17 protein-coding genes are annotated in these 22,694 nt (G+C 73.3%); 3 read left to right on the plus strand and 14 right to left on the minus strand.

Features of this window, described 5'->3' with window-relative positions:
* Positions 1-6 precede the first annotated feature (6 nt).
* Entirely contained in the window at positions 7-1,143 is a 1,137-nt protein-coding gene (locus ACH4DZ_RS41430; RefSeq protein WP_398294462.1) for a Glu/Leu/Phe/Val dehydrogenase dimerization domain-containing protein, read from the plus strand.
* On the opposite strand, the gene ACH4DZ_RS41435 is transcribed toward ACH4DZ_RS41430, so the two are convergent.
* The 13 genes from ACH4DZ_RS41435 to epsC all read right to left on the minus strand — a co-directional run bounded on the left by ACH4DZ_RS41435 (position 1,130) and on the right by epsC (position 16,485).
* Positions 1,130-2,374, minus strand: a complete 1,245-nt coding sequence (locus ACH4DZ_RS41435; RefSeq protein WP_398294582.1) for a VWA-like domain-containing protein — start codon at positions 2,372-2,374, stop codon at positions 1,130-1,132. The two genes, ACH4DZ_RS41430 and ACH4DZ_RS41435, sit on opposite strands and share 14 nt — an antisense overlap.
* Positions 2,375-2,526: 152 nt before the next feature.
* A complete protein-coding gene (locus tag ACH4DZ_RS41440; protein ID WP_398294464.1) occupies positions 2,527-3,846 on the minus strand; it encodes an AAA family ATPase in 1,320 nt (439 codons plus the stop codon).
* An 86-nt stretch (positions 3,847-3,932) separates the two neighbouring features.
* Entirely contained in the window at positions 3,933-5,381 is a 1,449-nt protein-coding gene (locus ACH4DZ_RS41445; protein ID WP_398294466.1) for a hypothetical protein, read from the minus strand.
* Between the two features lie 185 nt (positions 5,382-5,566).
* Complete coding sequence (locus ACH4DZ_RS41450; RefSeq protein ID WP_398294468.1) at positions 5,567-6,157, minus strand: flavin reductase family protein; 591 nt, start codon at positions 6,155-6,157, stop codon at positions 5,567-5,569.
* A complete protein-coding gene (locus tag ACH4DZ_RS41455) occupies positions 6,154-7,557 on the minus strand; it encodes a dihydroorotase family protein (protein ID WP_398294470.1) in 1,404 nt (467 codons plus the stop codon). Before ACH4DZ_RS41455 ends, ACH4DZ_RS41450 begins: the two co-directional genes overlap by 4 nt.
* Positions 7,545-8,750, minus strand: a complete 1,206-nt coding sequence (locus ACH4DZ_RS41460) for an acyl-CoA dehydrogenase family protein (RefSeq protein ID WP_398294472.1) — start codon at positions 8,748-8,750, stop codon at positions 7,545-7,547. The genes ACH4DZ_RS41455 and ACH4DZ_RS41460 overlap by 13 nt, the downstream gene beginning before the upstream one ends.
* Positions 8,729-9,763, minus strand: coding sequence for a PrpF domain-containing protein (locus ACH4DZ_RS41465; RefSeq protein ID WP_398294474.1), 1,035 nt, complete (start codon positions 9,761-9,763; stop codon positions 8,729-8,731). The genes ACH4DZ_RS41460 and ACH4DZ_RS41465 overlap by 22 nt, the downstream gene beginning before the upstream one ends.
* On the minus strand, positions 9,760-11,622 hold the full coding sequence (gene asnB, locus ACH4DZ_RS41470; RefSeq protein WP_398294476.1) for an asparagine synthase (glutamine-hydrolyzing): 1,863 nt from the start codon (positions 11,620-11,622) through the stop codon (positions 9,760-9,762). Before asnB ends, ACH4DZ_RS41465 begins: the two co-directional genes overlap by 4 nt.
* Before the next feature lie 7 nt (positions 11,623-11,629).
* Positions 11,630-12,445 carry a cupin domain-containing protein gene (locus tag ACH4DZ_RS41475; RefSeq protein ID WP_398294478.1) on the minus strand — a complete coding sequence of 272 codons (816 nt, stop codon included), beginning with the start codon at positions 12,443-12,445 and terminating at the stop codon, positions 11,630-11,632.
* A gap of 709 nt (positions 12,446-13,154) precedes the next feature.
* On the minus strand, positions 13,155-14,198 hold the full coding sequence (locus ACH4DZ_RS41480; RefSeq protein WP_398294480.1) for a DMT family transporter: 1,044 nt from the start codon (positions 14,196-14,198) through the stop codon (positions 13,155-13,157).
* A 121-nt stretch (positions 14,199-14,319) separates the two neighbouring features.
* A complete protein-coding gene (locus ACH4DZ_RS41485; protein WP_210890866.1) occupies positions 14,320-14,787 on the minus strand; it encodes a cupin domain-containing protein in 468 nt (155 codons plus the stop codon).
* Positions 14,784-15,761 carry a PLP-dependent cysteine synthase family protein gene (locus ACH4DZ_RS41490; RefSeq protein ID WP_398294482.1) on the minus strand — a complete coding sequence of 326 codons (978 nt, stop codon included), beginning with the start codon at positions 15,759-15,761 and terminating at the stop codon, positions 14,784-14,786. The genes ACH4DZ_RS41485 and ACH4DZ_RS41490 overlap by 4 nt, the downstream gene beginning before the upstream one ends.
* Before the next feature lie 142 nt (positions 15,762-15,903).
* On the minus strand, positions 15,904-16,485 hold the full coding sequence (gene epsC / locus ACH4DZ_RS41495; protein WP_398294584.1) for a serine O-acetyltransferase EpsC: 582 nt from the start codon (positions 16,483-16,485) through the stop codon (positions 15,904-15,906).
* Positions 16,486-17,089: 604 nt separating this feature from the next.
* Between epsC and ACH4DZ_RS41500 the strand changes: the two genes are divergently transcribed.
* Positions 17,090-18,361: a hypothetical protein gene (locus ACH4DZ_RS41500; protein WP_398294484.1), complete on the plus strand. Its 1,272-nt coding sequence runs from the start codon at positions 17,090-17,092 to the stop codon at positions 18,359-18,361.
* Between the two features lie 242 nt (positions 18,362-18,603).
* Positions 18,604-19,101, plus strand: a complete 498-nt coding sequence (locus ACH4DZ_RS41505) for a hypothetical protein (protein WP_398294486.1) — start codon at positions 18,604-18,606, stop codon at positions 19,099-19,101.
* 166 nt (positions 19,102-19,267) lie between these two features.
* Here the strand turns inward: ACH4DZ_RS41505 and ACH4DZ_RS41510 are convergent, their stop codons facing one another.
* Entirely contained in the window at positions 19,268-22,300 is a 3,033-nt protein-coding gene (locus tag ACH4DZ_RS41510) for a BTAD domain-containing putative transcriptional regulator (RefSeq protein WP_398294488.1), read from the minus strand.
* Between the last annotated feature and the right edge of the window lie 394 nt (positions 22,301-22,694).

Consider the following 22,694-nt stretch of genomic DNA (forward strand, 5'->3'; position numbering starts at 1 on the left):
GGCGCCATGAGTCGAGCATTCGCACATGAAGAGGTCGTCGTCCGCCGCGGACGCCGCTCCGGCCTGCCGCTGATCGTCGCCATCCACTCCCGCGTGCTGGGGCCGGCGGCCGGCGGCTGCCGGATGCGCCGTTACGACACCTGGCAGGACGGACTGACCGACGCGCTGCGCCTGTCGGAGGCGATGACGTACAAGTCGGCGGTGGCCGGTCTGGACTTCGGGGGCGGCAAGAGCGTGATCGCCCTGGACCGGGACACCGACGTCACCCCGGCCCTGCGGGAGGCCGCACTGGAGGACCTGGGCGAGCTGGTCGCCTCCTTCGACGGTTCCTACCGCACCGGCCCGGACATCGGCACCGGCCCCGAGGACATGGTGGTCCTGCGGCGCTTCTCGCCGTACGCGTACTGCGCGCCCGAGGAGCACGGCGGCACCGGCGACTCCGGCGGGCCCACCGCCACCGGTGTCCTGGCCGCTCTGCGGGCCGGCGCCCGGCATGTCTACGGCGACGCCTCCTGCACCGGCAAGGTGGTGGTCGTCAGCGGGTTCGGGTCGGTCGGCAGCCGGGTCGCCGCCGGCCTGGCCGCAGAAGGGGCACACGTCGTGGTGTCGGACGTGGACCACTCCCGCGAGGAGGCCGCGCTGGCGAGCGGGTACGGCTGGGTCGAGCCCGGCCGGGCCCTGTCGGCTCCGGCCGACATTCTCGTTCCGGCCGCCGTGGGCGGGGTGTTCGACGAGGCGAGTGTCCCCCGGCTCACCGCACCGCTGATCGTCGGGCCGGCCAACAACCAGCTCGCCGACGAGTCGATCGCCGACGCCCTCGCGGAACGCGGCATCGTCTGGGTGCCGGACTATGTGGCCGGCGCCGGAGGGGTCGCCTACACGCTCAGCCGGGAGTCCGAGGGCTACAGCCACGAAGCCGCCCTGGAGCGGGTGGAGGGCATCGGGGACACCGTCGGGCACATCCTCGGCCTCGCGCGCACGACCGGTGTCACCCCGGCGCGGGCCGCCCGGCAGATGGCCGAGCGCCGCCTCACCGCGGCCGGCTCGCCGACAGCGACAGCGACAGGGGTAGGGGTAGCGGTAGAGGCGGCGGCAGCGGTAGAGGCAGCGGCAGTGACTGCCCGGCCTCTCAGCCGATCGTGACGACCCGCGCCCAGGACGGCGGGGTGTCCGGGACGTAGTCGGGGTCCTCCTCGTCCGCCGCGCGGACGGGGCGCGGGAAGAGACCGACGACCGTACGGCAGGGCGGCGGCGCGGAGGGCCAGGGGGTCTGGCCGTCCGTGAGGGCGACGATCACGTCGGGGCGCGGCCGGGAGCGCAGTGCCCGGGCGAAACCGGAGCGCAGGTCCGTGCCCCCACCGCCGACCAGCTCGATGTTCTCCGCGCGGCAGAGCGGCACGGCGACCCCGGCCGCCGCGTCGCAGGAGATCACCGAGACCAGGTCGCGCCGCCCGCCCACCGCCCGCGCGATCGCCGCCACCTCCAGCAGCGCGCTGCCCAGCTCGGCGTCGCTCACCGACCCGGAGGTGTCGATCACGACACAGACGCCGGGCGGTGTACGGCGCAGGCTCGGCAGCACGACTCCGGGGACACCGGCCGAGCGCCGGGACGGGCGCCGGTAGCTGTGGTTCTCGCCCGCGCCCGGCGCGCCCGCCGCCGACCGCACCGCCGCACCCAGCAACTGCCGCCAGGGCTGCGGGGGCTGGAAGGCCTCGTCCGCCCATCGGCGCCATCCTTCCGGGGCCTCGCCCGGCCGGCCTTTGATCCCCTCCGCGACCCGGAAGCGGACCGCGTCCTGCTGGTGCCCGCTCAGCCCGTGCGCCCCGTCGGGACCCAGTTCCCACGGCCGGTGCTGCCCGTCGGCGCCACTGCCGCAGTCCAGCCAGGCCAGGTCCGCGGTGAGTCCGGACATCGACGCCGTCCGCAGGTACTCCTCCATCAACAGCCCGTCCGGCAACCGCAGCAGTGACGGGAGCACCGCTCCGGCGGGCCGCGGCAGACCGTCCCCGTAGATGTCGTCGTTGATCTCGAAGTCCGCGGCGATGTTCCGGCGCAGCCTCCCCCAGCCCTCGGCTCGGGGGATCCCCGTCCCGCTTCGCTCGCCCGGTCCGAACTCCTCGTGCTGCCGCGCGTACCGCTCGCTCCTGCCGTGGTGGTCCCGGAGCAGGTGGGAGACCTCGTGCACCCACACGCCCGCCAGTTCCTCCATCGGCATGCGCGCCACGAACCCGGGGGAGACATAGCAGCGCCAGTGCGCGTCCACCGCCATCGTCGGCACCGACCGGTCCTCCACCACATGCAGGGCGAAGAGCGCAGCGGCGAGGTAGGGGCGCACCTTCACCGCGTGCAGCCGGGCGGCCAGCAACTTCTCCATGTCCAGGGGGAGTCCGGCCCGGTCGGCCGCCGCACCGGAGCCGGCCGGCTGCTTCGGCAGGGCGGCCCGCACCGGGCGCGGCGGCGCGGGCCGGGGCATCGGACGCGGCCGGGGGTGCGGAGCCCGCTGCCCAGGAGTCCTCGGGGCCCCCGTCACCGGCGTGTTCCCGCCGCCGCGCGCTCGGCGGCCGCGGCCGCCGCCGCGACCCGTTCCACCGACCGGTCCGCCTGCCGGGCGAGACCCACCACCCCGGCCAGCCGGTCCATCGTCGCAGGCACCTCCCAGTCGTCGCGACGCAGCGCGGCCAGGGCCGTCGCCGGGGCGACCAGCAGGTCCGCGGTGCCGGTCTCCAACGCCCGTACCAGCACGGCCCAGCCCGCCTCCCAGCGCGCCCGTTGCGGCCGTGCTCCGACGGCCGCCACCACCGCCTCCAGCGCGGCCTGCCGCAGATCGCCCCGCTCCGGCAGCTCGGCGGCGGCCGGGTCGGCGAGCAGTGTCTCCGGGTCCGGCAGGTCCATCCGGTCCAGATGGGCGAGGAGTTCGAGCCCGGGACCGTCGCCCACCGCACCCCGTACGAGCAGGGCCAGCACCTCGCGGGAGACCGAGGCCGCCGTACCGAAGGCCAGCAGGGTCAACGCGGTGTCCCAGCTCCGGGGCGAGGGCCACGCGCCGCCGCGCCGCGTCTCGGTGCTCGGCAGCCGGTGGATCAGCGTCGGCCGTGCGGTCAGGAAGCCGCAGACCGCGCGCCGGGCGAAGGCCACCGCCTCCGGCAGCGACTCCGGTGCCAGCCGGGGCAGTTCTGCCCTCGGCCAGACGCCGCCCAGTCCGCGCACCACCACCTCCTGGTCGTGCACCCAGTACAGATGCACGAACCGGTTGGCCAGCGGCGGGCTCAGCTCCCATCCGTCCGCCGCGGAAGCGCGTGGGTTGGCGGCGGCCACGATCCGTACGCCCGGCGGCAGTTGCAGCGCACCGACCCGCCGCTCCAGGACGACCCGGAGCAGTGCGGCCTGAACGGCCGGGGTGGCGGTGGAGAGTTCGTCCAGGAAGAGGAGTCCACGGCCGGCTCGTACGAGTTCCACGGCCCACTGCGGCGGCGCCATCGGTACGCCCTGCACCGCGGGGTCCTCGCCCACGATGGGCAGTCCCGAGAAGTCGGACGGCTCATGGACGCTGGCGATCACGGTCGTCAGCGGCAGGTCGAGGGAGGCGGCGAGCTGGGTCAGGGCCGCGGTCTTGCCGATACCCGGCTCGCCCCAGAGCAGCACGGGCAGGTCCGCCGCCACGGCCAGGGTGAGCGCTTCGAGCTGCTCGTCGGGGCGCGGCTCGGTGGTGGTCGTCCGCAGGAGGGCCAGGAGGCCGTCGGCGACGGCGAGGTGGGTGTCTGTACCCGGTACGCGGACAGGTACGGGTACGGGTGTGCCGTCGGCCGGAGCCGGGGCCGGGGCGGGCAGGAGGGTGCTGAGGGTCATGGGCATCACCTGAGGGGGTTGAGGGAACGGGAAAGCCCGTCCGGGACGGCAAAGGGAGTGGAAGGGGGGCCGCGGCGGGTCGCCGGTCACGACACCAGACCGGTGCGGGGCCGGGACCGGCCGATCCGCTTGCTGCGCATCGGAAGCGGCGTGAAACGGTCGAGCCGGGGGCGGTGATGGACTTTCACCCGTTTCGCGCCCGAGCCGTCCTCACCGACCGGGACGTCCGCGCTCCCTGCCGTACCGGCGGCCGGGTGCACGGCGACCAGTCCCGAGCGGAAGAGTCCGTGGTCGACGCGGCGGGCCGCGGCCGACTCCACTTCCTCGCGGAGCGGCCCGTCGCGCAGGACCGCACCAGGGCCGAGCAGGCCTTCGACGACGGCCAGTGCCCCGGCGATGTCACCGTGGCGGAGCCGTTCCCGGACCGCGGGCAGTGCCTCCGGATCGCGGTGCACCGTGTCGATGGCCCGCAGACACGGCAGCGCGGGCCCGCCGAGTGCCACGAGTAGTTCTTCGCGCCGCAGTTGGGCGGGGTGGTGATCGACCGCGGTCAGCACGCCTTCCCGCAGCGCGATCCGGTGGCTCTCGCCACGGCAGTCCACGCGGTGCGGGTCGCCGGGCTCGGGAACGGGACCGCCCACCGGCGCCGACCCGTAGCCCGCCAGTGCTGTGGCGACGAGCGGATGCAGCCGTTCGGCCGGGAGGAGTCCCAGCCGCAGCAGTTCCAGATCCGGCAGGACACGGGCCGCGGCCTCCGGCAGCACCGGAAGCGCCGCGATCTCCTGCGGTGGCGGCATGCCGGTGCCGGCGCGCAGGGGCCGGATCGTCGGGACATGGCTGTCGTCGGGGGCGACGAGTTCCAGTGCGGCCCGCCTGCGGGCACCGAGCCGCACGGTGAAGGCCCCGCGAGGAAGCCCCTCGGCCCGCAACAGCACCTCGGCCTCGGCGGCCCAACTCCCCTCCGCCCACACGGAATCATGGGGCGGTGCTTGTCCCGCCCCGCTCCGCGCCGCCAGGTCGCCGCTCCGACCGGCGTCCCAGAGATGCCGGTGCAGGTCGAGCCGGAAACGCCGCTCGGGATGTGGATGGGGGTGATGTTCGGGGGTGCTGTTCCCCGGCCCCTCCCACAGAGAGAGGGACATCCACTGCCCGCCGTCCGCCCAGGCGGGCGGGGTCCGCACCACCAGGTGCAACGGGTTGCCGCCGTAACTCCCGTAACGGGCCAGCGAGAGGGTGAGCCCGGGACGGAGCCGTCCGTCCGGGGCGATGCGGGGCATGTGCCAGCGGAGCAGGTCCGGCGCCAGCCGGCGCAGGTCGTCGCGGAGTCGGGTGACGAGAGAGGTGCCGTGGCGATGGCGCACGGCGCGCAGATCGAGATCGACGTAGACACGGGCGGCGGCGCAGGCCCCCGCCCAGTCACCGACCGCACGGCGTGCGGTCGCGTTCTCGACCATGGACGGTGGCACGGCGTACTCACGTACGCGCCGCCACATCAGCAGGTGGGAAGGAATCTCGTTCGCGAAGTGATGTGCCATCAGCACTCACCTTGCGCGAATGATTCCCCCAATCCGGAAAAGGAGAAGGTGTTCATCGCCCGCATGGTAACCACGCCGACGACGATCTGTCTTCCCCCTTTTCTCCTGTGTCCTGTGCCCTTTTCCATGTGCCGGATCCCGGACGGGGGCCGCCGACCGCGTCGCGGTGGCAGCCCCCGTCCGGGTCATGGGCGTCGCGCGTGGGCGAAGCCCCGTCGGTGCCAGAGCAGGCCGCCCGAGTGCGCGGGCTCGCCGCGCACAGCGGTCACCCGTCCCACGAGGATCGTGTGGTCGCCTCCTTCCAGGACGTCGTGGCGGACACAGTGCAGGGTGAGGGACGCGTCCCTGATGACAGGTGCCCGGTGGGAATCCGCGGCCAGGGGTACGCCGTCGAAGCGGTGTTCGGCCGGCCGCATGAAGCGTTTGACGAGGTGTTCCTCGCCCGGTCCGAGGAGGTGCACGGCGAAGTCCTCGGCGCCGGTCAGCGTGTCGTGCGTACGGGAGGTGCGGTCGAGGCAGACGAGGAACAGCGGCGGGGTGAGGGACAGTGAGCTGACGGCGCTGGCCGTCAGGCCGCGTGGCCTGCCCAGGTCGTCGTAGCAGGTGACGAGGGTGACGGGGGCGGCCAGGGCGGACATCGCCGCGCGGAAGGCCTCGGCGAGGTCCTGAGCCGGCGTCGCGGACGGAGACGTGCCGGACGGAGACGTGCCGGGCGGAGACGTGCCGGGCGGAGATGTGCTGGGCGGGGACTGGGATTCGAGGAGCGTCGAACTCATCGGGCCACCTCCAGGGGCCGGGCCGAGCCCTGCAGCCAGCGGCCCTCGGGGCGGCCGGAGAATCCGTCCCGGATGTCCCAGGCGACGTGGCCGCCCTTCACCGTGGTGGTGAAGCGCCCGGTGAACGTCCAGCCCTCGTACGCGGACCAGCCGCAGAGCGCCTGTACGTCGTGTGCGGAGAACTGCCAGCGGTCGGACGGGTTCAGGAGGGTCAGGTCCGCGTCCGCACCCACTTCGAGCCGGCCCTTGCCGGCCAGGTCGAAGAGCCGGGCGGGCCCCTCGCCCATCAGCCGGGCGAGGTGCGTGGCCGCCTCGTCCGGGGCGATGTCCCGGGTCCGCAGGCCGGTCCAGACGGCCGTGGCCAGTTCCTGGACGCCGGGCAGGCCGGGCGGCGCGTCGGCCGGCGGACGGTTCTTCTCCTCCACGGTGTGCGGGGCGTGGTCGCTGCCCAGGGTGACGACCTCGCCGCGCAGCAGGGCCTGCCACAGCCGCTTCTGGTCCCGGCACTCGCGGATGGCGGGGGAGAGCCGGGTCCGTGGACCGCGCCGGGTGGTGTCGTCGTGGGTGAACGACAGGTGATGGCCGGTCACTTCGTAGGTGAGCGGCAGTCCCTCGGCGGCGGCGGCCGACAGCAGATCGGCCTCCTCCGCCGACGACACATGCAGGATGTGCGTCTTCGTGCCGTACTCGCGCACCAGGCGCACGACATGGGCGACGGCGACGATCCCACCGGAACGAGGCCGGTGCGGCTCGTACCCGCCGTACGAGTCGGGGGCGCCCGCACTCGCGTCGAGCAGGTCGAAGACGTGCTGGTCCTCGGCGTGCAGGACGAGCCGGACCCCACCGCGGGCGGCGGCGGCGAAGGCCCGCCGCAGCTGCTCGCCGTCGCGGAACACGACCGGGGCCGTGTGGTGGCCGGCCATGAACACCTTCGCCGAGCTCGCGATCCGCGGGTCCAGCTCGGCCAGCAGCTCGGGGTGGTCGGGGTCGGCGCCCATGTGGAAGCGGTAGTCGATCCATGAAGTGCCCTGGATGACCGCGGCCTTGGCGAGCATGCTGGTCTCGTCCAGGGACGGCGGACGGGTGTTGGGCATGTCCATCACGGTCGTCACACCGCCGACGAGGGCGGCCCGGCTGCCGTGCTCCCAGTCCTCCTTGTACTCCAGACCGGGTGTACGGAAGTGGACGTGGGAGTCGATCAGGCCCGGCAGCACGTAACGGCCACGGGCGTCGAGGCGCGGGCCCGGCGGCAGCGGCTCGCCCGGGGTGGGCAGGGCCGCGACCCGGCCGTCACGGACGACCACCGTTGCGTCGCGGACACCGTCGGGGGTGACGAGACGGCCCCCTTCGACGATCAGATCGGCGGGAAGGTCGGCGGATCGGGGCTTCAACGGTTCCACGTCAGACTCACCAGTTCCTTGCAGAGGTCGTTGGTCGGTCCCATCAGGGCGACGGCACGGGCGTCGCGGCCGTAGCGGTTGATCTCGTTCGAGGCGACATAGCCGGCCGAGCCCAGCAGCCGCTCGACGGCGTTGATGACGCGCTCGGCGGCCGAGGAGGCGACGAGCTTGGAGTGGAGCGTGGCGATCCCCGGGTCGTCGGCGGTCCGCCGGCCGGCCCGCTCGACGACCGCGCGGGCGGCCTCGACCTCGCCCGCGATGTCCACCAGCCGGTGCCGGACGGCCTGTTGGGCCAGCAGACCGCGCCGCTCGGCGTGCCGGTGGGCGAGATCGAGGGCCGCCTCGGCCAGGCCGACGGACACGGCACCGAGCGTGGCGCCGCTGTCCCGGACCCCGGCGATGATCGAGGCGGCGGCGCCGATCGGGCCGAGCCGTGCACTGTCGGGTACGTGGCAGTCGTGCACGGAGACGAAACCGGTCGCCGAACCGCGCATGCCGGTCAGCCGCAGCGAGGTGTCGGGTTCCAGGCCGGGGGCGTCCGCCGGTATGAGGAAGAAGGTCTGGCCGGCGGAGCCGTAGCCGGTGTCCGGGGCGGCGTCCGGCGCGGGCTCCTCGGTCTGGGCCAGCACCAGGTAGATGTCGGCAAGCCCCGCGCTGGTGGTGAAGGACTTGGCGCCGTTGAGGACCCAGCCCCCGTCGGACGTGCGGCGGGCGACGGTGGACAGGTGCTTCTTGTTCGCGCCGGCCCCCGTCTCGCTCCAGGCGGAGGCGGCGAGCCAGTCACCGCGGGCGAGTTGCGGCAGCAGCCGGCGCCGCAGGGCAGGACTGCCGTGTTCGAGGATGCGCCTGCTGACCGCGTAGTGCTGGAACAGCATGATCGAGGCGGAGGCGTTGACCTGCGCCACCCGCGCGACCGCCGAGTTGAGGCCGTGCGCGTCGGCGCCGGTGCCGCCGTACTCGTAGGGCAGTGCCAGACCGAGCAGTCCGGTCTCGCGCAGCAGGGCCAGCGCCGGCCGGTCGGGTTCGCCGCTCGCGTCGGCGTCCCGGGCGGCGGCGGCGAGGCGCTCGCGCATCGGCGCGGTCAGACCGGTGGACGGGCCGGTGGTCGGATCGCCGGTCGGCACGGGGAGCGGCACGTCGGTCGCGGTCAGTGCCGGGGCTTCGGGCACGGTCAGGCTGTCAGCGGAAGCCATGACAACTCCTCGGAGGTGGAGGCGGGCAGGAAGAGGCCGCGGTAGTCGACCTGCTTCTCCGCGACGGAGATCCAGGCGAGCCGTCGGTCGCCGGGGTCGCCCGTGATGCGGGCCGAGGCGCGGACCGTGGCGCCCGGGGTGCGCAGCGAGAGCAGGTCGTTGTCCGGCTGCTCCGAGACACCGGACAGCAGGTAGGGGATCGTGCCTTCCACGGCGGCCCCGGCGGCGAGGCAGGTGGCGCCGGTCAGCGCCACCGTCGGGTGCCAGGACGGTACGGAGATGGCGCGGACCGCGAGGGCGCCCGGACCGTCGGGGAGCAGGGTGGCCACCTTGGGGAAGGCTCCGGTGGTGTCCCAGCCCAGGGCCCGGCAGACGGCGAGACGCAGCCCGGTCATCCGGTCGAACAGCACGGGGTCGTCGGCGAAGAGGTCCTCGACCGTGTGGACACCGAGTTCGGCGGCGTGCACGAAGAGGTACGGATTGCCCATGGAGACCAGCGAGACGGGGACCGTACGCCCCTCGAAGGGGATACCGGTGACGGGCTCGCCGGTGATCAGGAGGTCGTTCACCGGCCGCGGCGGCGAGCAGAGGAAGTGGGCCGTGAAACGGGTGCCCCCGTCGTCGGTCTCCTCCGCCTCGCACACCACGTTGTCGCCGTTGTTGAGGACGTTGACCCGGACCCGGCAGCCGGCCACGAGGGGCTGGATCATGCCGGTACGGGCCGCCGCCTCGACCGCCGCCAGGATGGAGTGGCCGCAGGAGCCGCGCAGGTCGAAGCTGTCGAGACTGTCCGGCATCGACTGGACGAAGCGGTAGTCCAGGTCGAAGAGGGGATGCCGGGAGGGCTGGACGAGGGCGTTCTTCAGGACGTCCGCGGCTCCCTGGTCGGCCAGGGCCGTCCTCAACTCGGTGAGCCGGGCGAGCAGTTCGGGTTCCGAGGCGGGCAGGGTGCGCGCGTCCATCACGGCGGTGGGGCAGGGGGTGCCGTGGGCGCGGGCGAGGCTGACGGTCACGCCGCCTCCTGGAGAACTCGTACCGGAGTGTGGAGGGTGATCGGGGTCTTGGCCGTGGCGAAGAACTCCTGGCGCCACAGCTGGTGCGACATCAGGGACCACAGGGCCAGGGAGACGGTGTCGCTGGGCCGGTTGGCCTGCTCGTCGAAGAGGGCGTCGACCCGCTCGGGGCGGATCCGGCCGTCGGCGCGCAGGGTCTGCGGCGACAGCACGTCACGGGCGAGGGTCCACAGCCGCTGGCCGGGCGTGAGCATCGCGGTGACGGGGAGGGTGAAGGGCTGCTTGGGCCGCTCCAGCACACTGCGCGGGATCAGCCCCTGCGCGGCCTGGTACAGGGCCCGCTTCACTCCCAGGCCCGGTACGAGCCGCTGCTCGTCGGTGAGGGTGGAGGCGAAGCGCACCACGGACGGCTGGGTGAACGGCAGCCGTACCTCCACCGAGCTGGCCATCGACAGGTGGTCGACGCGGCGCAGGTGGTAGGCGGGCAGCCGGTAACGCTGCTCCACCGCGCCGATGCGCTGCAGCCGGGTGCCGGGGCTGCTGTGCAGGATCCGCCGGATGCCGGGCGGCAGGGCGGGGCCGACCGCGTTCACGGCGAAGGCGTACTCGTCGGTGTACAGGCTCCGGCGCAGGGCCCCCGGGACGGCGGCGAGGTGGTCGAGGTAGCCGTCGATCCAGCTCGAACCGTGGTGTGCGGCGACCGCCTGGGTCATCCGGGAGTAACCGCTGAACAGTTCGTCGGCCGCGTCGCCGGTGAGGGCGACCTTGAAGCCGGCGTCACGGACCGCGCGGAAGAGGGAGAAGGTGGAGAGGGTGATGGGGTCGGCGTTGGGCTGTCCCAGGTGGCGTACGACGTCGGTCATGAGGTCCGGGAAGGTGGCCGGATCGACCTCGACCTGGTGGTGGGTGGTGCCTGCGGCGCGGGCGACCTCGGCGGCGTAGGCGCGTTCGTCGCTGGGCCAGGTGCCGGTGTAGGCGATGTTGAAGGTGTGCAGGCTGCCGGTGCCGCCGCTGTCGCGCAGTGCCTGCGCGGCGAGTGCGGTGACGAGGCTGGAATCGAGCCCGCCGGAGGTGACCGCGGCGACGGGGGCGTCCGCGATGAGGAGCCGTGACACCTCTTCGGACAGCAGGTCACGCAGCTGGTCCCCGGCCTCTTCCAGGGTGCGGTCCTTGTCGGGGCGCAGGCCCTGCTCGTGGGCCATCGGACGCTGCTTGATCCGCAGTCCGTCCCGGTGGCTGAGGAGGACGGTGGCGGCCGGCGGGAACACCTGCACCCCGCGGAACATCGTGCGGTTGCCGAACGGCGTCTTGGAGGTGAGGTAGGCGTCGAGACCTGCCTCGTCCTCCTCCGCCTTCACCCCGGCGAAGCCCAGCAGCGCGGGCAGTTCGGAGGCGAAGTGGAAGCGGCCGGCGCCGCGGTCCCAGTGGTAGTAGAGCGGCTTCATGCCCGAGTCGTCGGTGGCCAGCACCATCCGGGGGGTCTCCCGCAGGTCCATGACCGCCACCGAGTACATGCCGTCCAGGTGCTCGGCGAACCGGTCCCCGTAGGTGATGTACAGCGCGGGCAGGATCGAGCCGTCGCACAGGTCGTCGAAGTGGAAGCCGAGGCCGGCCAGGCGGGTGCGCAGCTCGCGGTGGTTGTAGATCTCACCGTTGAAGACCACGGTGACCCTGCCGAGGTGGTAGGGCTGGGCCCCGCCTTCGGGGTCCATGATCGACAGGCGGTTGTTGCCCAGTGCCCAGTCGGGCCGGTGGGCGACACCCTGGGCGTCGGGACCGCCGTGGTGCATCAGGTCGGCGACGCGGCGCAGTTCGGCCTGGTCGGAATGGACGTTGAAGGTTCCGTATATGCGGCACACGCTGCGTTCACCTGACCTGTGAGGAGTAGCCGGCGGCGGAGTAGAGCGCCGGGTCGAAGGGGCTGGGTCCGCCGCAGGTCACGAAGCGGCGGGCGGTGGGACCGGTGTGCGGGTTGCGGGCGCCGTGCAGCACCCCGGGCGCCGCGTACAGGACGTCGCCGGCGCTCACGTCGATCCAGCGGTCACGCAGATACATCTGGCCGACGCCCTCGAAGGCGATGAACGCCTCGTCGCTGTCGGGGTGCAGATGGACGTTGAAGGTCTCGCCCGGCTGCTGGATGCCGCAGTGCAGGCACAGGCGGCTGCTGCCGTTGCCGGGCCAGAACACGAAGTTCATGGTGGCCCGGCGTTCGGCGGCGTCGACCTGCCCGGTGCCGCCGAAGCCGCGCAGCTGGGTGGTGTCGTCCCAGAGGGAGGAGTGCAGGACCGGAGCGCTCCCGACGGGGGCGTTCGCGAGCGGGGTGCGCCACACGTAGGCGGTCAGGCCCCTGCCGCCCGCCGTGAGGGTGAGGGCGCGACCGGTGGGGGCGTAGGCGGCGGATCCGCGCTCGACGGGGAGGGCAAGGTCGCCGACGGCCGCGGTACCCGTGCCCGAGAAGATCACGACGGTGTTCTCCTCGACCGCGCTGCGCTCGGGGGAGTACGACTCGCCGGCGGCTATCCGGACGACGTGGAGGGTGACATGGGTGGCGCCCGCGGCCGGACTGACGGGGGTGGCGACCGTGGTGCGGGCGGTGGGGTCGGCGCCGGCGACGGGGCGGAACTCGAACTCGGCCGCGGTGATGATGCGGGCGTCACCGAGGGCGGTGGCCGAAGAGGACACGGCGGCTGAGACGGGTGCGGATGCGGGTGCGGATGCGGTGGATGGGGGCATTCCGATGGCTGCTTCCTGTGTACGAAGGCCGGTGCGGTGGCGTCGGCCCGCTGGTGCGGTGGGGGAGTTGGGGGAGAGACGGGGGGAGATGGGAGAGGCGAGTGGGGTGGGCCACGGGGGCCGGAGGGGCTGCTGTGGCTCCCTCTCTCTTCCTCCTGCAGGTTCGCGCGCCGGGTTCCCGGTCGTGTCCCGCGCCGCTCCCGGCGCACGGAGCGGTCGCGGGAACGGGGCGGTCGCGGGAACGGGGCGGTCGCGGGAACGGGGCGGTGGGCACGGAGCGGTGAGCCGCCGGGCGCCGGTTGCCGGGCGCCGGGCGGCCGGCGCCCGGCGGTGGGCACAGCGCCGGCCTGGTCGCCCGGCGTCGGGTGCCCGCCTTGGCCTCGGCCCTGGCTCCGGCTCCGGCCTTGGCCTCGGCTCCGGCCCCGGCCCTGGCTCCGGCTCCGGCCTTGGCCTCGGCCCTGGCCCTGGCTCCGGCTCCGGCCCTGGCTCCGGCCCCGGCTCCGGCCCTAGGCCCGGCCCCGGCAGCCGGCGGTCAGTTGTGCGTGAACGCTGCACGGCGCGCCCCGGGAGTGGGGCGCGCCGTGCGGCGTTCTTGCTGCTGTGCGTGGCGGTGCCTGTGGAGGCCCGAGTCGGTCCGGGTGGGTCCGAACAGGCCGGGTCAGCAGGCCTCTTGGGCGGCGACGGGCTGGGCCCGGTCGGCCTGGTCGTTCCGTTCGGGCCGGTCGGCCCGGTCGGTCGGCTGGGTCCGGTCGGTCGGGTCGGTCGGGTCGGGAACGGGCGGTGCCGGAGTGGCCGCAGCCGGCGGCTCGGCCGCGCGCCGCGCGGGCAGCGGCAGCCGCCCCTCCGCGAGAGCCAGCGCCCCGATGACCACCACGCCGCCCACCGGCACGTTCCAGGTGACGGACTCGCCGAGGGCAGCCGCACCGACGATCACCGAGAACACCGGGACCAGGTAGTTGACGCCGGAGGCCGTGGTCGGTCCCGCGTCCGCGATGAGCCGGTTCATCAGGACGAAGGCGATACCGGTGGAGGCGCCGCCGAGCACCAGGAGGGACAGCAGCGGGCCGGCCGTCACCTCGCCCGGCAGGTCCCAGCCGATGCTGAACGTGGTGATCAGACCGGTGATGACCATGGCCGAGGTGAGCTGCGCCGCGGTCACGGAGAGCGCCGGGATCTTGTACGGGGAGATGAAGCGGCGGAGGTAGACGAAGCTGATCGCGTAGCTGATCGCCGCCCCGACACAGGCGAGTTGGCCGCCGAGGGAACCGAATCCGTCGGTGCGCCACGGTCCGACCACGACGATCAGGCCGACGAAGCCGATCACGAGTCCGGTCACCTTGCGGGCCGTGGGCTTCTCCGTGCGGATGGCCAGGGCGGCGAGACCCAGGGTGACCAGCGGCGTCGCGCCCTGGATGACCCCGGCGATGGTCGCGGTGGTGTGCTGCTCGCCGACGGCGAAGAGGGTGAACGGTACGACGTTGCCGAACACCGAGGCGACGGCGATGTGTCCCCAGACGGCGCGGTCGGGGAAGGAGCCCTTGGTCACGGCGAGGATCAGGCCGACGACGAGGGCGCCCACGAGGAGCCGTCCGAAGGCGAGTTGGAGCGGGGCGAAGGCGTCCAGCGACACCTTGATGAAGGCGAAGCTGCACCCCCACAGGGCGGCGAGCAGGCCGAAGCGGGCCCAGTTGACGGGATGCATGTGATGACTCCTGAGATTTGTCGAACGGACGGGAGGAACGCGGAAGCACGGGTGCCGACAGCGCGCGCAAGGAACAGCGCGCGCAAGGAACAGGGCGCATGAGGGACAGGGCGCGTAACGGTCAGGGCTCGTCGATCTCGAACTGGTCGTACTTCTCCATGAGCGCGACCATCTCGGCCCGGGACGGGGTGTTCCCGTCGGCCAGAAGCTCCGCCAGCCCCGTGAAGTAGGCCTCGCGGTTCTCGGCGGGCGTGAAGATGATCAGCATCTCCGCCGGTGCGTCGCTGTCGTTGCGGAAGCCGTGCACGGCGTGCTCGGGCACGTGCAGGAAGTCGCCGGCATGGGCCTTGTGCCATCCCGTGCCGTCATGGACGGTGACCTCTCCGGAGATGACGTAGAAGGACTCCGAGATCCGGGTGTGGTAGTGCGGGGCCGCTCCGGCGGCGCCCGGCAGCATGTGGTGGTGGAAGAGGCCGAGGCGGCCGTCGGTGGTCTCGGCGAGCGCGATGTACCGGGTGGTGGTGGTCTCCCCGATACGGACCTTGACGGCGTCGCCGAACCTCTTCAGGGTCGAGACCAGCAGCGTCATGACGGGTCCTCCCACATGCTCAGGTACCGCTCGCCGGTGTCCGGCAGAACGGTGACGACCGTCTTGTCCCGGTACTCGGGGCGGCCGGCCACCGCCTGCGCGGCGTGCACCGCCGCGCCGGAGGAGACACCGACGAACAGGCCCTGCCCGGCGGCGAGTCGACGCGCGGTGTGCAGCGCGTCCGCGTCGCTGACGGCGATCACCTCGTCGATCAGGGAGACGTCGGTCGTCGGGGCGATGAAACCGCCGTTGAGGCCGGGAATGCGGTGCCGCCCGGCCTGCCCGCCCGACAGCAGCGGGGACCCCTGCGGCTCGACCGCGACGATCCGTACCCCGGAGTCGTGTTCCCGCAGGTGACGGGCGATCCCGGTGAGCGTCCCGCCGGTGCCCACCGCGCAGACGAGGGTGTCGACGCGACGGCCGGTCGCCGTGAGCGCGGCGGTGATCTCGGGGCCGGTGGTGGCGTAGTGGGCCTCGACGTTGTCCGCGTTCTCGTGCTGGCAGGGGAACCAGGAGCCCGGCGTGAACGCGTGGATCTCCTCGGCCTTCTCGATCGCTCCCGGGTAGCCGCGGTCGGCGGGGGTCCGGACGACCTCGGCGCCCAGCGCCGCCAGCAGACGCACCCGCTCGGTCGTCGCGTTGTCGGGCAGCACGATGACGCAGCGGTAACCGCGGGCCGCGGCGAGGGCGGCGAGCGAGATACCGGTGTTGCCCGAGGTGGCCTCGACGATCGTGCCGCCCGGCGCCAGATCGCCGCGCGCCTCGGCCGCCCTGAGCATGTACAGGGCCGCCCGGTCCTTGCTGCTGGACATCGGGTTGGCGGCCTCCAGCTTGGCCAGTATCTCGGCGCCCGGCGCCAGGCCTTCGAGCCTCAGCCGGATCAGCGGGGTGGCGCCCACCAGGTCGTCGATGCCGTCGGCGACGGCCGGCCGGACCAGGGACGGTCGGGAGGTGTGCGGTGCGAGGGTGCGCATGGTGTGATTCCTTGTCAGATCTGGGCCTGCGGGCGGAAGGGGCGGGAACACCGGGCTGCGGGCGGGGAGACCGGAGGGAGGCGGACCGGTGGCGCGGAAGGCGGAGGAGAGGGTGCCGGGCGATCCGGCGGCGGGGGAGCGGCTACCAGGAACCGGCCGAGGCGATGCTCGCGATGGTGTCCTCGGACGGGCGGCCCGGCGTACGCCCGGAGGCGGTGGCGGCCAGCATCCGCATCCCCTCCGGCACGTCCTTGTTGACCAGGGCCTGCGCGCCGATGATCGCGTCGTCGCCGACGGTCACCGGGCCGAGCACGGTGGCGTTGGTGCCGAGGATGACGTTGCGGCCCACGACCGGATGCCGGCGGTCGCCCCGCGGCCTGTCGTTGTCGCTCCACCAGCCGACCGCGCCGAGTGTCACCTGGTGGTAGATCGTCACGTCGTCGCCGACCGTGCACGTCTCACCGATGACCACCGCGGCTCCGTGGTCGATGAACACCCGGCGGCCCAGTACCGCTCCGGGGTGGATCTCTACGGCGGTCAGCCGGCGGGCCCAGCGGGCCAGCAGACGTGCCGTCATCCGGTGTCCGCGGGTGTGCAGCCGGTGTGCGACCCGGTGCGTCCACAGGGCGGTCAGCGCGGGGTGCAGCGCGGCTTCGAGACGGCCGCGGACGGAGGGGTCGCGTTCGACGACGACGCGCAGGTCCTCCCGCATCACCCGCAGCAGGTGCAGCGGACCGGTACCGGGGAGGGACGGAGGGGTGGCCGTCGGTACGGCGGCCCGGGGGCCGGCCGCGTCGGCCCGCCTGAAGGGCAGGACGGAGGCGGGCTCCTGGTCAGTGGGCTCCTTGTCGGTGGCGCTCATGGGGGCTCCAGTCGGTGAGGAAGGGGCGGCCGTGGACGGGTCCGGGACGGTGCGCGGGGGGCACGTGCCGCTCCGGACGAGGAGGGGGGAGCCCGACGGCCGCCGCTGTGGTCGAGGTCCCGAGAAGACCGTGCCCCATGCCGTTCCCGCTCTCTTCCCGCCCGGTTCCCCCTGCCCACCGGTGCGCGGGAGCCGCTCGGCGGCCCGGCCGGGAACGTACGGGGAGGGATCCGGGAACGGGCGGCGGGACACTCCCGTCGAGCGCCACTCCGCGCGGAAACGCGTGGGCACGACCGGAACAGTCGGTCCGGCGCCCTCACGTATCAAGGAAGCATCCACACATGTACGAACCATCAGTTGACCGGCCGTCAGTTGCCCGGCCGTCAGTTGTCCGGGGCACGCGGGACCTGGGCGAGCGCGACAGCCGCCGGATCCCGCCCGCCGTCGAGGAGACGAGGAGCCAGCCATGAGCGCGACGGCCGACCGCTACCGAGAGCCTCACCCCCCGGACAGTGCTCCGCAGCGCCTGCTGCTGCTCTGTCCTTCGAACCGCCTCGTCCGCGAGGCCGTCGCGGCGGGCTTCGCCGTACGGGTGCTCGCGGACGCCACTCTTCCCCCGAAGCCCGGGAAACCCCCGAAGCCCGCGGAGCCACCGAGGTCCCCGAAGTCCGCGAACACCCCGAACACTCCGGACTCCCCGGACGACGACGTTCCCCCGGGGATACCGGTGGAGCTCGTCGACCTCACGGACGAGACCACGCTGGCCGAGGCGATCGACGCCTCGGTCCGTGTCCATGGGACGCAACGGCTGCTGGCCTTCGCCGGCACGGCCGCCCTTCCCGCGGTCGCGAAGACCGCGGCCCGGCTGGGGCTGACCCCCAACCCGGTCGACGCGGCCCGGCTGCTGGGCGAGCCCGCGGCCATGAGGGCGCTGCTCAACGGCAGCAGGCACTCGTACGTACCCGCCGCACAGGCCCGTACGGCCCAGGAACTGCCCGCCGCGGTCGAGGAGATCGGCGCGCCGGTCACCGTACGCACCCTGCCGCCCTCCGCGCAGACCGCCGCCTGTCGCAGCGGGTCGGCGGGTGAGCGTTCCTATCTCGTGGAGCAGTATCTGGAAGGGCCGGAGTACGGCGTCGTGACCCTCACCGTGGACGGTATGCACCGGGTCGTCGGGGTCGTGGCACTGCACGGCGCCTGGCATCCGAGCAGTCATCTCTTCCCGGCACCCCTGGGGGAACGGGACGAGGCGGAGGCGCGCGCGATCGCGACCGAGCTGCTCGACCTCGCCGGGTACGAGTTCGGCTACGCCTACACCGTGGTCGTCCTGACGGCCGACGGCCCGCGCGTGGTGCGTTCCCGGGCCGACTATCCGGACGAGCCGCTCGCCTCGCTGATCGAGCTGGCGACGGGCTTCCGCGCCGAAGCGGAACTCGTGCAGGCGCTGGCCGGGAAGCCCGTGAACGTGCCGACGGCCGACCGGTACGCCGCCGTCGCGTCCTACCGGCTGCCCGTGGGGCGGCTGTTGTCGGTGTCGGGCCTCGAATCGGTCTCCGAGCTGCCCGGTGTGCACCGGGTCCACTTCCCGTACGCGTCCGGGGACGACATCGCCGGCCACGGCGGCGCGGACGGCTACGTGCTGCTCAGCGCGGAGTCCACGCAGGAGGCCGCGGAGACGGTCACCGCGGCGGCACGGCTGCTGCGCGCGGAGGTGAGCCGGCGCCCCGACCACATCTGAGGTCCGGTACGCCGCCGTCGTACACCCCTTCTCGCACGCCTCAGCCGTACGCCGCCCGCATGGCCCGAAGCAGGCCGTGCGGGCGGTCGTCGTCGGCGTGCGCGGACAGTACCGATGGGGTTCCCGGGTGCTTCCCCGCCGCATCCGACGGGCCGGTAACGGAAGCGGAACGGGCCGGGAGCGCCTGACGCGACCTTTCTTTCTGTCAGCACCGCAGATCGCGACGACAGAAGGCGGACATCATGATTCTCAAGGGCTTCGGAACCTCGGCCGGTCTCTTCGCCTCCGCGGCGGTCACCCTGGTCCTCGCGGCCGGTGTCGCCGCCGGGACGGCCGCCGCGAGCCCCGCCTCGGACGAGGGCCCGAACTTCGTCTCCGGCTTCTCGCTCGCCCTGGACACCGCCCCGGACCGCGGCCCGGCCCCCACCCTCGCCTCCGACGAGGGCCCGAACGTCATCACGACCGGCGCGGACGGCGACGAGGGCCCGAACGTCGTGACGGCCGGCGCGGACGGCGACGAGGGCCCGAACGTCGTGACGGCCGGCGCGGAGGGTGACGAGGGCCCCAACGTCGTCGTGACAGGCGCCGAGGGCGATGAGGGCCCGAACGTCGTCGCGGCGGGTGTGGAGGGCGACGAGGGTCCGAACGTCGTGACGGCCGGCGCCGAAGGTGACGAAGGCCCCAACGTCGTCACCGACGGTGTGAACGGTGACGAGGGGCCCAACTTCTACGCCGCCTGAGCCGCGCGAGCCGCCTGAGTCGCGTGAGTTGCGTGAGCCGCATGAGGCCCGATCCCGGACGTCGCGTCCGCCCCGCTGAACCGCTGAACTCCGCCCCACATGCCGATGCCCGCCGTGACGAACGGCGGGCATCGGCATGTGGGGCGGGGTTCAGCCGGCCGGCACGTCAGTCCGCTCGGCGGTGACGGCCGGGGATCCCCATGGCCCGGAACGCCTCCTCGGCGGCAGCCGCCCGCTCGGCGGCCCCCTCGGCGTCACCCAGTGCCGCCAGGGCCCGGGCGATGCCGTCCAGGGCATAGGCCTCCTCCACCCGGTGGCCCAGCCGGGCCGCGGACACATGGGCCTGCCGGTGCAGGCCAAGCGCCCGCTCGTCGTCGCCCTCCCGGTGGAAGAACCGTCCCGCGGTGTTCCACACGGTGACCTCCCGTACGGGCGCGTCCTCCAGCCCCTTGGTGGCGAGGGCCTCCTCCACCCAGGGCAGCACCTGTTGCCGCCGCCCTAGCCGGCCCTCGGCCTCCGCGGAGAGGACGAGCTGCAGCGCCCGGTCGGCCGGGGCCAGCGACCCGGGGGCACGCTCGCGGGCCGCCGCCAGCGTGCGGGCGGCCGTCGCGACCTCACCCATGGCCAGCTGGACCTGTGCGAGATCGCTCAGTCCCACGAGCTCCTTCTCCGCCGCGCCGAGTCTGCGGGCGAGTTCGATGGACCGGGTCGCCGCGCTCACCGCCTCCTCGAAGCAGCCGCGTTCCATGTAGACGCCGCTGACGTTCGACAGGGACTCCGACTCGGCCCGCTCGGCGCCGAGTTCGCGTTTGAGGGCGATCGACCGCTCCAGCCGGGGCAGTGCCTCGTCGAAGCGGCCGGTGGTGGCGAGGAGCAACCCCAGGACGCCGGTGTCCTTGGCCTGGCCGCGCCGGTCGCCCAGTTCCACCGCCAGTTCGTGCGCCTCGACCGCCGCCGCTATGCCGTCCTCGAACCTGCCGCGCTTCCAGCAGGCGACCGCCAGATTGGACAGACTCAGCCGCAGGAGGTCGGCCTCGTCCAGACGGCGGGCCGCGGCGAGCGCGGTGCGGCACAGGGCGAGGAAGTCGTCGAGCCTGCCCCGCAGATCGAGGTGGAAGACGACGTTCGCCGCGAGCAGGGCGACCTCGCGGTCCAGGCCCCGGCGGAAGGCCAGGGCGATCGCCGCGAGCAGACTGTCCTGCTCGCGCTCGAACCAGTCGCGGGCGGCTTCCGGTGTGGACAGCGGTGCCAGTTCCGGCTGGAACGAGGGTGCCGGGCGGGGCGTCCGCACCCGGCCGGGGAAGAGCAGGTCGCAGGCGGCGTCCGAGGCGGTGAGCGAGAACTCCAGCAATCGGCGTACCGCGCCCGCGGCTTCCTCGGAGAACTCGCCGGTGCCACCGGAACTTCGCGTGTGCGACAGCATGAGGGCGAAACTGCGCACGAGGTCGTGGAACGCGTAGCGGCCCGGCTCGTGCTGCTGGACGAGGTGCATGTCGAGCAGGTACTCAAGGACGTCCTCGGCGTCCCTGACCCCCAGGTCGAGCAGGGCCGCCGCCGTGTAGACGTCGAGATCGGCGCCCGGGTACTGGCCGAGCAGCCGGAAGGACTTGCGGTAGTCGGCGCCCAGCCCCTCGTACGACAGCCGCAGGGTGACCTCCACGCTGCGTTCGCCGGCGCTGAGTTCGGCGAGGCGGTGGGTGTCGTCGCGGAGCCGGTCCACGAGGTAGCGCACGGTCCAGCGGGGTCGTTTGCGCAGCCGTGCCGCCGCGATGCGCAGGGCGAGCGGCAGATGTCCGGCCAGGTCGGCGAGATCGGCGACGGCCGTGGGCTCGGCCTCCGCCCGGCGGTCCCCGATGATGCCGACGATCAGGGCGACGCTGTCCGGCGGCGCCATCGTGCCCAGGGACACCGAGTGCGCCGCGTCGAGGTCGACGAGCAGGGCGCGACTGGTGATCAGGACGACCGTGCCGGTGGGCGAGGCGAGGAGCGGCTTCACCTGAGCCTCGTCGACCACGTTGTCGAGCAGCAGGATCATCCGGTGCCTGGTCATGGTGGAGCGCCACAGGTTGATACGGCCCTGCGGGTCGTCGGGGATGCGTTCGCCCGGGATGCCGAGCATGCGCAGCAGGGCTTCGGCCGCCGCGGGCGGGGCGAGGGGTTCCTCGCCCGGGGTGTAGCCGCGCAGGTCGAGATGGAGCTGCGCGTCGGGGTACTGCTCGGTGAGACGGTGGGCGGCGCGCACGGCGAGGGAGGTCTTGCCGCTGCCTCCCATGCCGTCGATGGCGATGATCAGGGGACCGGAGCCGGTGGCTCCCTCGACGAAGCCCAGGAGCTTGTGCAGTTCCTCCTCGCGGCCGGTGAAGTCCCGCAGGTCGTAGGGCAGGGTGGAGCGGTTGCCGGTCACCGCCGGGGCCGCGGTCGGCGAGGGTGCGGCGGCGACGGTCAGCGAGGACTCGTTGCGCAGGATGGCCTGGTGCAGCTCGCGCAGCGCGTCGCCCGGCTGGATGCCGAGTTCCTCGTCGAGCAGATCACGGATGTTCCCGTACTCCTCCAGTGCCTCGGCCTGGCGGCCCGAGCGGTACAGGGCGAGCATGAGCTGGCCGCGGAGGGTCTCGCGCAGCGGGTTGCCGCCGATTGCCTCGCGGATCCCGGCGACCAGTTCGGCGCCCTCCCCGGCCTCAAGGCCGAGGTCGAAGAGCTGCTCCACCGCGGTCATGCGGCGTTCCTCCAGCGAGGCGGAGGCCGCGTCGACGACCGCTCCGCCGTTGCCGGACAGCACGGGCCCGCGCCACAGGGCGACCGCTTCGCGCAGCAGGGCCGTCGCCTCCACGGAGAGGCCGGCGGCGGCGTGGTCGCGGGCCCGCCGCAGGGCGTCGGTGAACTGCAGCAGGTCCAGTTGCTCGGGTGTGACGGCGGCGCGGTAGCCGGGTCCGTCCGTCGCGATGAGGGTGCGTCCGTCGGGGATGCGCTGGCGCAGTTCGGCGACGGCCTTGCGTACCTGGTGTGCCGCGGTGGCGGGGGCGTCCTCGTCCCAGACGGCTTCGACGAGCCGGTGCACCGGCAGGACGCGCTGGGGTTCGAGGAGCAGCGTCACCAGGACGCGTTCGCTGACGGGCCCGCCGACGTGGACGCGCTCGTCACCGTCCCAACATTCCAGAGATCCGAGGATGCGAAAGCGTACGGGCGGTGTTTGGCGCATGGCGCGTGCCCTCTCCTCGGTCCGGGGGCGGCCGTCACCCCGCTGCTCACCTGCGGAGGGGAACTCGTGGCGGGACCGCGGAGCGCTTCCCGTTCCTCGATGTTCCGCAGGGAACCGCGCTGGGCGGCCGTCGTTGTCGTGTACATCCTGGCCCACAATGTGTACCGACCGGTGCGGCTTCCCGTGTCTCGTGTCGGCGACGCAGGGTGCGCTGGTGGATATCGGACAAGTTTTTGTAGGGGTTTAGGCTTTGCGCAGGTCGCCGCCGGGTGAACGGACCGGGTGCAACGGGCGTACGGCGGGCGGGCGTTGACGGCCGGATGTTCCCCGCCGCGAAGGAGCCCCTCCCGGGGGCGGGAACGACACGGCGGGAAGCATTGTTTCTGTACCGTCC

Source organism: Streptomyces sp. NPDC017991, from assembly GCF_044328075.1.
GTDB lineage: Bacteria > Actinomycetota > Actinomycetes > Streptomycetales > Streptomycetaceae > Streptomyces.

Excerpts from the sequence above, each read along its gene's own strand:
- ACH4DZ_RS41450 (WP_398294468.1), bottom strand. The coding sequence starts at position 6,157 with ATGAGTTCGACGCTCCTCGAATCCCAGTCCCCGCCCAGCACATCTCCG.
- ACH4DZ_RS41430 (WP_398294462.1), top strand. The coding sequence starts at position 7 with ATGAGTCGAGCATTCGCACATGAAGAGGTCGTCGTCCGCCGCGGACGC.
- ACH4DZ_RS41445 (WP_398294466.1), bottom strand. The coding sequence starts at position 5,381 with ATGGCACATCACTTCGCGAACGAGATTCCTTCCCACCTGCTGATGTGG.
- ACH4DZ_RS41435 (WP_398294582.1), bottom strand. The coding sequence starts at position 2,374 with ATGGAGAAGTTGCTGGCCGCCCGGCTGCACGCGGTGAAGGTGCGCCCC.
- ACH4DZ_RS41500 (WP_398294484.1), top strand. The coding sequence starts at position 17,090 with ATGAGCGCGACGGCCGACCGCTACCGAGAGCCTCACCCCCCGGACAGT.
- ACH4DZ_RS41505 (WP_398294486.1), top strand. The coding sequence starts at position 18,604 with ATGATTCTCAAGGGCTTCGGAACCTCGGCCGGTCTCTTCGCCTCCGCG.
- ACH4DZ_RS41485 (WP_210890866.1), bottom strand. The coding sequence starts at position 14,787 with ATGACGCTGCTGGTCTCGACCCTGAAGAGGTTCGGCGACGCCGTCAAG.
- ACH4DZ_RS41510 (WP_398294488.1), bottom strand. The coding sequence starts at position 22,300 with ATGCGCCAAACACCGCCCGTACGCTTTCGCATCCTCGGATCTCTGGAA.
- ACH4DZ_RS41460 (WP_398294472.1), bottom strand. The coding sequence starts at position 8,750 with ATGGCTTCCGCTGACAGCCTGACCGTGCCCGAAGCCCCGGCACTGACC.
- ACH4DZ_RS41480 (WP_398294480.1), bottom strand. The coding sequence starts at position 14,198 with ATGCATCCCGTCAACTGGGCCCGCTTCGGCCTGCTCGCCGCCCTGTGG.
- ACH4DZ_RS41490 (WP_398294482.1), bottom strand. The coding sequence starts at position 15,761 with ATGCGCACCCTCGCACCGCACACCTCCCGACCGTCCCTGGTCCGGCCG.
- ACH4DZ_RS41440 (WP_398294464.1), bottom strand. The coding sequence starts at position 3,846 with ATGACCCTCAGCACCCTCCTGCCCGCCCCGGCCCCGGCTCCGGCCGAC.